This window comes from Pseudomonas sp. FG43, assembly GCF_057809175.1.
The window spans coordinates 209,493-222,865 of sequence record NZ_JBMDJL010000005.1; the positions used below are offsets into that span (position 1 = coordinate 209,493).

The following is a 13,373-nucleotide window of genomic DNA, read 5'->3' on the forward strand; positions in this document are numbered from 1 at the left end:
CGCACCCCTGCCGACTTCTTTATGCCTGAGGACCATCAATTACCATGTCCATGACTCCCCGTGAAATCGTCCACGAACTCAATCGCCACATCATTGGCCAGGACGATGCCAAGCGCGCCGTCGCCATTGCCTTGCGAAACCGCTGGCGCCGGATGCAGTTGCCAGAAGAACTGCGCGTCGAAGTAACGCCAAAGAACATTCTGATGATCGGCCCGACCGGCGTCGGTAAAACCGAAATCGCCCGTCGTCTGGCCAAGCTGGCCAATGCGCCGTTCCTGAAGGTTGAAGCCACCAAGTTCACTGAAGTGGGCTATGTGGGCCGTGACGTGGAGTCGATCATTCGTGATCTGGCCGACGCCGCCATCAAGCTGCTGCGCGAACAGGAAATCGTCAAGGTCCGTCACCGCGCAGAAGACGCTGCCGAAGACCGCATCCTTGATGCCTTGCTGCCACCTGCTCGCAACGGTTTCAGTGAAGAACCGGTTTCGACCAGCGATTCCAATACCCGTCAGCTGTTCCGCAAGCGTCTGCGCGAAGGCCAACTGGACGACAAGGAAATCGAGATCGAGGTCAACGACACCGTGGGCGTCGATATTTCCGCGCCGCCCGGCATGGAAGAAATGACCAACCAGCTGCAAAGCCTGTTTGCCAACATGGGCAAGGGCAAGAAGAAGAGCCGCAAGCTCAAGGTCAAGGAAGCGCTCAAGCTGGTGCGCGACGAAGAGGCCAGCCGCCTGGTCAACGATGAAGAGTTGAAGGTCAAGGCTCTGGAAGCCGTCGAACAACACGGCATCGTGTTCATCGACGAGATCGACAAGGTCGCCAAGCGCGGCAACTCCGGCGGTGTCGATGTTTCCCGTGAAGGCGTACAGCGCGACCTGCTGCCGCTGATCGAAGGCTGCACCGTGAATACCAAACTGGGCATGGTCAAGACCGACCACATCCTGTTCATCGCTTCGGGTGCGTTCCACCTGAGCAAGCCAAGCGATCTGGTGCCCGAGCTGCAAGGCCGTCTGCCGATTCGTGTCGAACTCAAGGCCCTCACGCCTCAAGATTTCGAGCGCATCCTCAGCGAACCGCATGCCTCGCTGACCGAGCAATATCGCGAACTGCTCAAGACCGAAGGCCTGGACATCGAGTTCAAGCCTGACGGCATCAAGCGTCTGGCCGAGATTGCCTGGCAGGTCAACGAGAAAACCGAAAACATCGGTGCCCGCCGCCTGCACACCCTGCTGGAACGCCTGCTTGAAGAAGTGTCGTTCAGCGCAGGCGATCTGGCTGGCAGCCCGGATGCCTCGCCGATACTGATCGACGCCGACTACGTCAACAGCCACCTGGGCGAACTGGCCAACGACGAAGACCTGTCGCGGTATATTTTGTAAGAAGCTGCAAGTAGGGAGCTGTAAGCTGCAAGCTGATTGTGCTTGTAGCTTGCAGCTGCTTTCACTTGAAGCTTGTCACTTGTAGCTTGAGGCTCCCCACCGTGCCCCCCATCCCAACCGCCATCCAGCTCCACAAAGCCTCGAAAACCCTGACGCTCAAGTACGGGCCGGATGAGGCATATCATTTACCTGCGGAGTTTCTGCGGGTGCATTCGCCTTCCGCCGAGGTTCAGGGCCATGGCAAGCCGATCCTGCAATTCGGCAAGCTGGGGGTAGGTCTGACCAAGATCGAGCCTGCGGGCCAGTACGCGCTGAAACTGACCTTCGATGATGGCCATGACAGCGGCCTGTTCACCTGGGAATACCTCTACGAGCTGTCCAGACGCCAGGAGTCCTTGTGGGAGGATTATCTGCTGGAGTTGCAAAAGGCAGGTAAATCCCGCGACCCTTCCGAGCAAGTCATCAGGCTTATGCTCTAGTCATCAGAAAAAATGACGACACACGCTCGTCAGTTTTTCCAGCAGCCCCAGACAACGCATATATCTTCCAGAAAGCTCTAGCCTGCCGTTTGACGTATTAGGAAGCGCTTTCTAATCTGTTTTGTTTCAATGTCCCGCGCAGCGGTCAATGACTGACGCTGCTTGCGATTTTTTGAAATCTCGCGTAACCAATGACTTTGGTAAATTCCCTGCATCCCTTCGATGCGCGAATAACAAGCAGTATGCAAAGCAGTGGTCACATGAAGCGCAGCTGTTCAGGCGCCTTCGCGGTAGCTTGCATAAACCACGGGAATTGGCAGCCAAGCCATCATCGGTCACACGAGCAGTAGTACTGACGACTCGCCTGTGTCACTGGCTCACAGGGAAAGTCAGTACTCGTCTCAGGACAATGGAGCGTCGTAGATGAGTAGCAAGAACAACGATGACCTGCAGCAACAAGCCTCTGAACACACCTTGGGTTTGAACCCGGTGGTTGGCTTGCGCCGCAAGGATTTACTGACCACCGCTCGCATGGTTCTGCGCCAGGCAATCAAGCAGCCGTTCCACAGCCTCAAGCATGTCGCCCACTTGAGTGTTGAAATAAAGAACGTGATGTTCGGCAAGTCTGCCCTGCAGCCAGCCGCTGACGACAGACGCTTTGCGGACCCGGCATGGAGCCAGAACCCGCTGTATCGTCGTTATTTGCAGAGCTACCTGGCCTGGCGCAAGGAGCTGCATGACTGGATCGACGGCAGCAACCTCACCCCTCAGGACATCAGCCGTGGTCATTTTGTGATCAACCTGATGACCGAAGCCATGTCTCCGACCAATACGGCCGCCAACCCGGCTGCGGTAAAGCGTTTCTTCGAGACTGGCGGTAAAAGCATATTCGATGGCCTGGCGCACATGGCCAAGGATCTGGTGCATAACGGTGGCATGCCGAGCCAGGTCAACATGGACGCCTTTGAAGTCGGCAAGAACCTGGGGACCACCGAAGGTTCGGTGGTGTTTCGCAACGATGTGCTGGAGCTGATCCAGTACAAGCCCATCACCGAGCAGGTCCATGAACGGCCATTGCTGGTGGTGCCGCCGCAGATCAACAAGTTCTACGTCTTCGACCTGAGCCCGGAAAAAAGCCTGGCGCGCTTTTGTCTGCGCAGCAACGTACAGACCTTCATCGTCAGTTGGCGTAACCCGACCAAGGCGCAGCGTGAATGGGGCCTGTCCACTTACATCGAGGCCTTGAAGGAAGCGGTCGATGTGGTGACAGCCATCACCGGCAGCAAGGACATCAATATGCTCGGCGCCTGCTCGGGCGGCATCACCTGCACCGCATTGCTTGGGCATTACGCCGCGCTGGGCGAGCAGAAGGTTCATGCACTGACGCTACTGGTCAGCGTGCTGGATACCACGCTGGATACCGAAGTTGCCCTGTTCGTCGATGAACAGACCCTGGAAACGGCCAAGCGCCACTCCTATCAGGCTGGCGTGCTGGAAGGTCGCGACATGGCCAAGGTCTTCGCCTGGATGCGCCCCAACGACCTGATCTGGAACTACTGGGTCAACAACTACCTGCTGGGTAACGAACCGCCCGTGTTCGACATCCTGTTCTGGAACAACGACACCACTCGCCTGCCGGCTGCCTTTCACGGCGATCTGATCGAGATGTTCAAGAACAACCCTCTGACCCGCCCCAATGCCCTTGAGGTCTGTGGCACTCCGATCGATCTGAAGCAGGTCACCAGCGATGTGTTCTGTCTGGCGGGCACCAACGACCACATCACGCCTTGGGCATCGTGCTACAAGTCGGCCCGTCTGTTCGGCGGCAAGACCGAGTTCGTGCTCTCCAGCAGCGGCCATATCCAGAGCATTCTCAACCCGCCGGGCAACCCCAAGGCCCGCTACATGACCAACACCGAACTGCCGGCCGAACCTTCGGCATGGCAAGAAAACGGCACCAAGCACACCGATTCATGGTGGCTACACTGGCAGGCCTGGAAGACCGAGCGCTCGGGCAAACTGAAAAAGGCCCCTGCGACACTGGGCAACAAGGCCTACCCTGCAAGCGAAGCTTCACCCGGTACCTACGTTCACGAACGCTAAGCGGATTGGATACGAGCGAATGCGCGCTGCCGGGTCCAGGATGGAAGTACCGGCGGCAAACGTTACGCAAACATGACCGGCGCACCTCGGTCGATCTGGTAAAAGCGCAGGACGGCTTTCCCAGCGGTTTAACCAACAGGGCTTAGCGTATGCCTCAACCGTTTGTTTTCCGTTCCATTGACCTGGACGGTCATACCATTCGCACAGCTGTGCGACCCGGCAAGAGTCATCTGACGCCCTTGCTGGTGTTCAACGGCATTGGTGCCAACCTTGAGTTGGTGTTTCCGTTTGTTGACGCCCTGGACCCGGATCTGGAAGTCATCGCCTTCGATGTGCCGGGCGTCGGTGGCTCCTCGACACCCAGTCGCCCCTATCGTTTTCCGGGGCTGGCGAAGCTGGCGGCGCGTATGCTCGACTATCTGGATTACGGCCAGGTCAATGCGATTGGTGTGTCATGGGGCGGAGCACTGGCTCAGCAGTTCGCCCACGATTACCCGGAGCGTTGCAGGAAACTGGTCCTGGCGGCCACTGCGGCAGGCATGGTCATGGTGCCGGGCAAGCCCCGTGTTTTGTGGTTGATGGCCAGCCCGCGGCGTTATATCCAGCCGTCACATGTGATCCGCATTGCGCCGGAGATCTATGGCGGGGCATTCCGGCGAGATCCGCATCTGGCCGCCAACCACGCAGCCAAGGTACGTTCGTCCGGCAAACTCGGCTACTACTGGCAACTGTTCGCAGGCATGGGCTGGACCAGCATCCACTGGCTGCACAAGATTCATCAGCCGACACTGGTTCTGGCCGGTGACGACGATCCGTTGATCCCTTTGGTAAATATGCGCCTTTTGGCTTGGCGTATACCCAATGCCCAGCTACACATAATCGATGACGGTCATTTGTTCCTGATTACCAGGGCCGAAGCCGTAGCCCCCATCATCATGAGTTTTCTGCAGCAGGAGCGCCAACGCGCTGTCATGCATCCACAGCCCACACCACCCAAAGGGCACTGATCAGACCTGTAGTACTCAAGGAAGCAGGAAAGCTTCGAGAACTATTCGCTTCACCGACTGCGCCGCGTACCGGAGTGTCGCACAGCGCAGAACGACGCACGCTGCCATGACAGGCACTGCGTCAGTCTATTGGTTGATGGCTTGACGAAGGAGTGTTGCCCTCATGCGAGACAAATCAACGAAGGTTGCCGCCACTACACCGGCGACCTTCATAAACGCACAAAGCGCCATTACCGGCCTGCGTGGTCGCGACCTGTTTCATACGCTGCGAAGCGTCGCCTCCCAAGGCTGGAAACACCCCCTTCGTAGCGCCCGACATGCCTTGGCGTTAGGTAGCCAGTTAGGCAAAGTCATGCTTCTGGGAGAAATGCCTCATACACCCAACCCGCGTGACAGCCGCTTTGCAGACCCGACCTGGAGCCTGAACCCGCTGTATCGCCGTGGCTTGCAGGCTTACCTGAGCTGGCAGCATCAGACCAGGCTCTGGATCGATGAAAGCGATCTGTCCAAGGATGACCGGGCACGGGCGCACTTTCTCTTCACGCTGATCAACGATGCGCTGTCGCCGTCCAATACCCTGCTCAACCCGCTGGCCATCAAAGAGCTTTTCAATTCAGGCGGCAGCAGCCTGTTCAAAGGCCTGGGCCACATGGCCGATGACCTGCTGCACAACAATGGCCTGCCTCGCCAGACCACCAAGGACGCCTTCGAGATCGGTCGCACTGTCGCCACCACGTCCGGAGCCGTGGTGTTTCGCAACGATATTCTGGAGCTGATCCAGTACAAGCCGATGAGTGAAAAGCAATACTCACGGCCATTGCTGATCGTGCCCCCGCAGATCAACAAGTTCTACATCTTCGACCTCAGCCCCAACAACAGCTTTGTGCAGTACGCCCTGAAGAACGGCCTGCAGACCTTCGCCATCAGTTGGCGCAACCCCGATGTGCGGCATCGCGAATGGGGGCTGTCCAGTTACGTCGAGGCGACCGAAGAAGCCATGAATGTCTGCCGGGCGATTACCGGCGCCCGCGAGGTCAATCTGTTGGGTGCCTGTGCAGGCGGCCTGACCATCGCCGCCCTGCAGGGGCATTTGCAGGCCAAGCGACAGATACGCCGGGTTGCCAGCGCTACCTATATGGTCAGTCTGCTGGACAGCCAGATCGAAAGCCCTGCCACCCTGTTCATCGACGAGGAATCGCTGGAAGCTGCCAAGCGGCGCTCCTACCAACGCGGCGTGCTGGAAGGCAGCGACATGAGCCGGATCTTTGCCTGGATGCGCCCCAACGATCTGATATGGAGCTACTGGATCAACAACTACCTGCTGGGCAAGGCACCGCCACCGTTCGACATCCTCTACTGGAACAACGACACCACTCGCCTGACGGCGGCCCTGCATGGCGACCTGCTGGACTTCTTCAAGCACAACCCGCTCAGCCATCCGGGCGGGCTGGAAGTGTGCGGCACGCCTATCGACCTGCAAAAAGTGACCGTAGACAGCTTCAGCATTGCCGGTATCAACGACCACATCACGCCATGGGATTCGGTCTATCGCTCTACGCTGCTGCTGGGCGGCGAGCGACGTTTCCTGCTCTCCAACAGCGGTCATGTGCAAAGCATTCTCAATCCACCGGGCAACCCGAAAGCCAACTTCGTCGAGAACGACAAGCTGAGCAGCGACCCGCGAGCCTGGTATTACGATGCCAAACACAACGATGGCAGTTGGTGGCCAACCTGGCTGAAATGGATTCACGAGCGCTCAGGCACCCAGCACGAAACCCGGATCGAGCTTGGCAACGCCAATTACCCTTCGATGGAAGCCGCGCCGGGAACCTATGTGCATATGCGTTGAAGGTATAAACAGGAAACCTGCGACCACATCGGCGCCACGCTGTTGCATAACAAACAGGTAGGAGCGCGCTTGCCATTCATGCTGTGGCGTCCGAGCCATAACCCAAACAAGAAGACTGGATGAAAACCCGCGACCGAATACTTGAATGCGCCCTGATACTGTTCAATCAGCAGGGCGAGCCTAATGTGTCCACCCTGGAAATCGCCAACGAACTGGGCATCAGCCCCGGTAATCTGTACTACCACTTCCATGGCAAAGAGCCGTTGGTGATGGAGTTGTTCGAGCGTTTCCAGAACGAACTGACTCCACTGCTCGATCCGCCCTCCGATGCGCGACTCAATGCCGAAGACTATTGGCTGTTCCTGCACCTGATCGTCGAGCGCCTTGCGCACTACCGATTCCTGTTTCAGGACCTGTCCAACCTGGCCGGGCGCCTGCCCAAGCTGGCACGCGGCATTCGCAACCTGCTCAACTCGCTCAAGCGCACCCTGGCTTCGCTGCTGGCACGACTCAAGGCTCAGGGACAATTGATCAGCGAAACACAGGCACTGGGCCAACTGGTGGAGCAGATCACCATGAACCTGCTGTTCTCACTGGACTATCAGCGCATTCTGGGTCGCGAAGGTGAAGTGCGGGTGGTGGTCTATCAGATCATGATGCTCGTGACACCGCATCTGGTGCCGACATCAAGGCAGGCGGCCGAGGAACTGGCCATGCAGTATTTGAGCAGGTAAACCCGGCCTGTGGAACAGGCCGGGCTGGATGTAGCAAACTGTTATCAGGCCTGACCGGTTGTTGGCGCCGACGCAGCGGGGGTCGACGGCGCAGCAGCCGGAGCAGCAGCTGGTGCTGCCGAAGCCGCTGGCTTGGCAGCAGGTTTTGCAGCCGGCTTCCTGGCAGCAGGTTTTTTCGGCGCAGGCTTGGCCGCAGACTTGGCTTTGTCCGCAGTTGCAGCCGCAGCTTTGCTTACAGCATCAACCGGCTTGGCGGCCGCTTTCTTGACTGCCGGTTTGGCCGCTGCAGTTTTAGTCGCAACCTTGTTCGCGGTCTTCTCTACAGTTTTGGCTGCAGCCTTGACCAACGGTTTAGCGGTGCTTTTGGCAGGTGCAGTCGAGCGCGACGCAACCGGCCTGGCCTTGGTACCGGTCAGCAGCTCGATCTGGCGGGTCAATTCATCGACCTTGCTGTGCAACGCCTGCACTTCATTACGGCTTGGAACACCCAGGCGCGAAATGGCACTGTTCAGACGCTTGTCGAACGCGCCTTCGAGTTCATTCCATTTGCCCAGCGCAAGATCCTTGACGTCACCTACACGGGACTTGGCCGCCTTCGCGGTATCCTTGGCATTGTCGAGTTGCTTCCCGGCTTCCACCTTGGTCTGCTTCTCGGCCTTTTCGCCGTCTTTTACCAGTGTTTCAAATAACTTACTGCCGTCATTGCTGATCTTGGAGTAAGCGCCCAAACCAGCCAGCCAGATCTGGCGAGAGTACTTCTCAACCTCGCCAATCCAGGAGCTGCCTTCTTTTTCAACTTTTTTCTTGCCAGCCATCCTGCTCTCCTTAATGTTCAGGCTCGATACGTTCGAGCTTTTTGGGCTCGTTACGTTCGAGCTTTTTAGGCCCGACACGTTCAAGCAATGCCGTCAGCTCATCGAGCTTAGCAGAGAGTGTCTCAACATCATGTTTAGATGGAATGCCGATCCGGTTCAAGCCCTTGGCAACACGACGATCAAAGGCGCTTTCGATCTTGTCGAGCTGAGCCTCGACACGGCCCTTGACGCCTGAAACCTCGCCCTTGATCGAATCGATTTCGCTGTTGGCCGCTTCAAGCTTTTCATCGACAGCCTTCTTGGCGTCTTTCTCCACTTTTTCGCCAGTCTTGATCAGCTCTCTGACGTACTCGGTGCCTTCCTGATTGGCCTTGGCATAAGCGCCCAGGCCAGCCAGCCAGATTTTGCGGGCATACAGTTTCACTTCGGAAAACGCTGTTGCCTGCTCGTCTTCAATTTTTTTCTTCAGGGTAGCCTTGGCCATGGTGCACCTCACTCTCGAAAGTTCAAGGAACCGCCCTTGTCGGGGCATGACTCAAAAGTACGGAGAAAAATTAGAATGCACACCCTAGGTAACAGGTTATGAATGACTCGTGCAGCCTGCGCAGTCATTTCCCTTAACTTTTCAGGGTCTTGTCTCTATAAAAATCAAAGGGTTAGCGCATGAAAGCAAGCGTTCCAAGGCATCAAGAAAGTATTGGACGTACCATGAAATTCAATAGCGCCACCCTGTTTCTCGCTCTCGTCCTGGCAGGATGCGACGAAGAGCCACAACCTGCGCAGATGCCTGCTTCAGAAGACGCACTGGCCCAGTATCAAACAATTCGCATCGGCAATGAGCGGTTGAGCCTGCCCACCATTGCATTGCTCTCCTCGACCACGAACAGCAACCTGATACTGAACGACGGCACAGAGGTGCCTGCAAAAAAGGTGTTATCACACAGCACACATGGCACATATGTCTCGCTGATTCAGTTGGACCTTGATGCTTATAGTCAGTTACAAGATTTCGCCCTCGATACACATGCTTATGTTTCCAGGGCTTTTTGCGAGAAGCTGTTGACGCATTGGGAAAGGAGTCAATGCAAAACGGGCCTCTATGATGGAAAGCATGTGTTCAGCCCTCACACGTTCAGTGTTGTCGAACGCAGCTACCTCATCGACTCGAAAGAACAGCTATTTGCATTCGCTGGCAAGGGGCCGACCGGTGGCGATGCGGCCCGGAAAATGATCGCAGAGGGATCTGGGTCGCAGATTACGTGCGTCCCCACGCAACAGCCGCTGTGCACAGCGCTCATGCCCATTCGGGACGATCTTCTGGTCGTCTGGGCCACTCGACAGGAGTCGGTGGAAGAGGATCGAAAGAACGTCCGCTGGATCGTGGAAAAGTACCTGGGCAAGTAGCCTCACGGCAGCAGGAGTGAATTCATTCGCGAAGGGGCGGGACCTGCAGAGGAAATGCGTCGGTCGGAGTGACGTCATCACGGATGAATCCGCTCCTACGGGCGACGTGTAGGAGCGAATTCATTCGCGAAAAACCAGAAACATCGAGTTCAGGCAACCAGCGCCTTGTCCAGCACCCGCTCCACTTCTGACTTGATCGAACCGCTCATGGCCGACAGGATGAAGTTCAGTTCGATGCTGACCCGGATAAGCGCATCTTCAACTTCAACCTTGCCTTTGGCGCCCTTGCCTTCGAGTTTTACGGTATCGCCGGCCCATTCGTGAGCCAGTCCGTATTTCTCGGCCAGTTTCTCGACCAGTTGCTCAGCCCTCTCCCGCGCCTTGTCACGGCCCAGAGTGTGCGGGCGCTCAACAGTTATTTTCGCCATTGGAGAGTTCCTTTTCTGTCGGTTGAATCGCGGCGCAACTATAACAGTCGCTCGTCCCGAAGAAAGCCCTGACGATGAGCCTTGTCAAGACAAAGCCAGCCCTGGCGATTAGAATGATCGGCATTCTATTCCGGCGGCAGCGATATGAACGATCAGCGCAAAGGTAGCGATACCGAACCCACCACTCATTTCGGCTACAAAAACGTACCGGAAAGCCAGAAGGCCGAGAAAGTCGCTGAGGTTTTCCACTCCGTAGCGGCCAAATACGACCTGATGAACGACCTGCTGTCCGGTGGCATGCACCGGCTGTGGAAGCGTTTCGCTATTGAGCTTTCCGGTGTTCGCACGGGCAACCGGGTCCTGGATATCGCGGGCGGCACGGGCGACCTGACCCGCAAGTTCTCGAATCTGGTCGGCCCGACCGGTCATGTGGTCCTGGCAGACATCAACGCTTCGATGCTCAAGGTCGGGCGCGATCGCCTGCTGGACCTGGGCGTTTCGGGCAATGTCGAATTCGTACAGGCCGACGCCGAGAAGCTGCCTTTTCCTGACAACCATTTCGATTGCGTGACCATCGCTTTCGGTCTGCGCAACGTGACGCACAAGGAGGACGCCCTGCGCTCCATGCTGCGTGTGCTCAAGCCCGGCGGTCGTCTGTTGGTGCTGGAATTTTCCAAACCGACCAACAAGCTGATGTCAAAAGCCTATGACGCCTACTCGTTCGCGTTCATGCCGTTCATGGGCAAGCTGGTGACCAATGATTCGGAAAGCTACCGCTATCTGGCAGAGTCGATCCGCATGCACCCGGATCAGGAAACCCTCAAGTCGATGATGGTAGACGCCGGCTTTGACCGCGTGACCTATCACAACATGACCTCGGGCATCGTCGCCCTGCATCGCGGTATCAAACCCTGATGCTCCTGCGCGGTCTGCTCGCCAGCGTCGAGCACGGCATCAATCGCGTGTTGCGTCTGGACAGCACGGCTGCGCCACGTCTCGCCGAACTGGCTGGCAAGGTGATAGCCATCGATTGCCGCGACCCGGCGCTGCAACTGTTCATCCTGCCCAGCGACGAAGGTCTGCTGCTGGCGGCTGACTGGGCAGCGGATGCCGATTGCATCCTGCGCGCTCCGGCAGCCAGCCTGCTGCGTCTGGCGCTGAGCCAGGACAAGACTGCCGTGCTCCACGGCCCGGAAGTCGAGCTGGACGGTGACAGCGCCGTCTTGCTGGAGCTGGTCGGCATCCTTCAAGACCTGGAGCTGGACTGGGAGCATGAACTCTCCCGCTGGCTCGGTCCGGTAGCCAGCCAGTTGCTCAGCGGCCACCTGCGCAGCCGCGCACGCTGGACCCGCGATAACTTCGCCAGCCTCAGCCAGAATGTGGCCGACTACCTGAGTGAAGAATCGCGTACTCTGGTCGGCAAACACGAGGCCGAAGCCCGCTTTGCCGAACTCGATCAGATCAAAATGGATCTGGAACGTCTTGAGGCGCGCTTTGCACGTCTCACCCAATCCCTCAATTCCAGCGATAACGCATGAAGCTGCTTGCCGTCCGCCGTCTGTTTCGTATCCAACGTGTCGTGATCCGCTACCGCCTCGATGACCTGCTCTTCGCCCTGCCGCTTCCTTGGTGGATGCTGGCCGTGCGATTCGTCCTGCCCTGGCGCTGGTTGCCACGCAAGACTCTGGACCTGAGTCGTGGTGCCTGCCTGCGTCTGGCGCTTCAGGATCTGGGGCCGATATTCATCAAGTTTGGGCAGTTGCTTTCGACCCGCCGCGACCTGCTGCCCGAAGACATCGCCGACGAACTGATGCTGCTGCAAGACCGCGTACCGCCGTTCGATCAGCAACTGGCCGTGAACCTGATCGAAGAGCAACTGGGTGCAAAAATCAGTGAGGTCTTCAGCCGCTTCGACGTGACGCCTCTGGCGTCGGCCTCCGTGGCGCAGGTCCATGCCGCACGCCTCAAGACCGGCGAAGAAGTGGTGGTCAAGGTCGTGCGCCCTGGCCTCAAGCCAGTCATCGGTCAGGATCTGGCATGGCTGTTCATTCTGGCCCGCACCGCCGAGCGGCTGTCGGCCGATGCCCGGCTGCTGCATCCGGTGCAGGTGGTCAGCGACTACGAAAAGACCATCTACGACGAGCTGGACCTGCTGCGTGAAGCCGCCAACTCCAGCCAGTTGCGCCGCAACTTCGAGGGCTCCGATCTGCTGTATGTGCCACAGGTCTACTGGGACTGGTGCCGTCCGAAAGTGTTGGTCATGGAGCGGATCTACGGCGTTCAGGTCACCGATCTGGCCACCCTGGCCGATCAGCGCACCGATATGAAGCTGTTGGCAGAGCGCGGCGTGGAGATCTTTTTCACCCAGGTATTCCGCGACAGTTTCTTCCATGCCGACATGCACCCGGGCAACATTTTCGTCAGCACGATCAATCCATGGCGTCCGCAGTACATCGCCATCGACTGCGGGATCGTCGGCAGCCTGACGCCGCAGGATCAGGATTACCTGGCCCGCAACCTGTTTGCCTTCTTCAAGCGCGATTATCGCCGGGTGGCGCAATTGCACATCGATTCAGGCTGGGTGCCCGCCGAAACCAAGCTCAACGAGTTTGAAGCCGCGATTCGTACCGTATGCGAACCGATCTTCGAGAAGCCGCTCAAGGACATTTCATTCGGTCAGGTGCTGATGCGCCTGTTCCAGACTGCACGCCGCTTCAATATGGAAGTCCAGCCACAACTGGTGCTGCTGCAAAAGACCCTGCTCAATATCGAAGGTCTGGGCCGTCAGCTCTATCCTGATCTGGACCTGTGGAGCACCGCTCAACCCTTCCTGGAGCGCTGGATGCGTGAGCGGGTCAGCCCCAAGACGCTGGTTCAGAACCTGCAAACCCAGGTCGAACAGTTACCGCATATTGCAGGCATGACCCGCGACCTGCTGGAGCGCCTGTCCAGGCCCCATGCGAACGACCCGCCGCCACGCTCTGGCCCCAGCGATAACTGGGCCTTGCGCCTGCTGGGCGCGGCGCTTTTGAGTGGCGGCGTGGTTCAGGTCTGGGCGCTGAGTGCAGCCGGCCTTCCGCTATTGACGCTGACCGCCTGGCCGGTTGGAATCATGCTGGTGTCAGGGCTGTATCTGATCGTTCGCCGATAGCCAGCGACGCATGTGACTGGC

13 protein-coding genes are annotated in these 13,373 nt (G+C 58.0%); 10 read left to right on the forward strand and 3 right to left on the reverse strand.

The window, feature by feature from the left end; translation table 11 throughout:
• Positions 1–44: 44 nt before the first annotated feature.
• From hslU to ACODS3_RS08465, 6 genes are all read left to right on the forward strand, one after another.
• Positions 45–1,382, forward strand: coding sequence for an ATP-dependent protease ATPase subunit HslU (gene hslU, locus ACODS3_RS08440; protein WP_304574852.1), 1,338 nt, complete (start codon positions 45–47; stop codon positions 1,380–1,382).
• Positions 1,383–1,483: 101 nt separating this feature from the next.
• Entirely contained in the window at positions 1,484–1,861 is a 378-nt protein-coding gene (locus ACODS3_RS08445) for a gamma-butyrobetaine hydroxylase family protein (protein ID WP_201018324.1), read from the forward strand.
• A 423-nt stretch (positions 1,862–2,284) separates the two neighbouring features.
• Complete coding sequence (gene phaC / locus ACODS3_RS08450; RefSeq protein ID WP_201001461.1) at positions 2,285–3,964, forward strand: class II poly(R)-hydroxyalkanoic acid synthase; 1,680 nt, start codon at positions 2,285–2,287, stop codon at positions 3,962–3,964.
• Between the two features lie 149 nt (positions 3,965–4,113).
• The gene (phaZ, locus tag ACODS3_RS08455) at positions 4,114–4,971 is read left to right on the forward strand and encodes a poly(3-hydroxyalkanoate) depolymerase (RefSeq protein ID WP_122315867.1); all 858 of its coding nucleotides are present in this window, start codon (positions 4,114–4,116) and stop codon (positions 4,969–4,971) included.
• Between the two features lie 163 nt (positions 4,972–5,134).
• Positions 5,135–6,820, forward strand: coding sequence for a class II poly(R)-hydroxyalkanoic acid synthase (gene phaC / locus ACODS3_RS08460; protein WP_201018325.1), 1,686 nt, complete (start codon positions 5,135–5,137; stop codon positions 6,818–6,820).
• Positions 6,821–6,939: 119 nt separating this feature from the next.
• Positions 6,940–7,554 (forward strand): TetR/AcrR family transcriptional regulator, encoded by a 615-nt coding sequence (locus tag ACODS3_RS08465; RefSeq protein WP_201018326.1) that lies wholly within the window; start codon positions 6,940–6,942, stop codon positions 7,552–7,554.
• Positions 7,555–7,598: 44 nt separating this feature from the next.
• Here the strand turns inward: ACODS3_RS08465 and ACODS3_RS08470 are convergent, their stop codons facing one another.
• Both ACODS3_RS08470 and ACODS3_RS08475 read right to left on the reverse strand, forming a co-directional pair.
• Positions 7,599–8,369, reverse strand: coding sequence for a phasin family protein (locus ACODS3_RS08470; RefSeq protein WP_201018327.1), 771 nt, complete (start codon positions 8,367–8,369; stop codon positions 7,599–7,601).
• A 10-nt stretch (positions 8,370–8,379) separates the two neighbouring features.
• Positions 8,380–8,853, reverse strand: coding sequence for a phasin family protein (locus ACODS3_RS08475; protein ID WP_201001456.1), 474 nt, complete (start codon positions 8,851–8,853; stop codon positions 8,380–8,382).
• A gap of 224 nt (positions 8,854–9,077) precedes the next feature.
• Here ACODS3_RS08475 and ACODS3_RS08480 point away from each other — a divergent pair, with 224 nt between their 5' ends.
• Positions 9,078–9,773 carry a hypothetical protein gene (locus tag ACODS3_RS08480; protein ID WP_304574854.1) on the forward strand — a complete coding sequence of 232 codons (696 nt, stop codon included), beginning with the start codon at positions 9,078–9,080 and terminating at the stop codon, positions 9,771–9,773.
• 149 nt (positions 9,774–9,922) lie between these two features.
• On the opposite strand, the gene ACODS3_RS08485 is transcribed toward ACODS3_RS08480, so the two are convergent.
• Complete coding sequence (locus ACODS3_RS08485; RefSeq protein WP_201001454.1) at positions 9,923–10,201, reverse strand: polyhydroxyalkanoic acid system family protein; 279 nt, start codon at positions 10,199–10,201, stop codon at positions 9,923–9,925.
• A gap of 144 nt (positions 10,202–10,345) precedes the next feature.
• Between ACODS3_RS08485 and ubiE the strand changes: the two genes are divergently transcribed.
• The 3 genes from ubiE to ubiB are packed head-to-tail and all read left to right on the forward strand — an operon-like array spanning position 10,346 to position 13,352.
• Positions 10,346–11,116 carry a bifunctional demethylmenaquinone methyltransferase/2-methoxy-6-polyprenyl-1,4-benzoquinol methylase UbiE gene (ubiE, locus tag ACODS3_RS08490; protein ID WP_025262310.1) on the forward strand — a complete coding sequence of 257 codons (771 nt, stop codon included), beginning with the start codon at positions 10,346–10,348 and terminating at the stop codon, positions 11,114–11,116.
• Complete coding sequence (locus ACODS3_RS08495; RefSeq protein ID WP_489033974.1) at positions 11,116–11,739, forward strand: ubiquinone biosynthesis accessory factor UbiJ; 624 nt, start codon at positions 11,116–11,118, stop codon at positions 11,737–11,739. Before ubiE ends, ACODS3_RS08495 begins: the two co-directional genes overlap by 1 nt.
• Positions 11,736–13,352, forward strand: coding sequence for a ubiquinone biosynthesis regulatory protein kinase UbiB (ubiB, locus tag ACODS3_RS08500; protein ID WP_489033975.1), 1,617 nt, complete (start codon positions 11,736–11,738; stop codon positions 13,350–13,352). Before ACODS3_RS08495 ends, ubiB begins: the two co-directional genes overlap by 4 nt.
• Positions 13,353–13,373 lie beyond the last annotated feature (21 nt).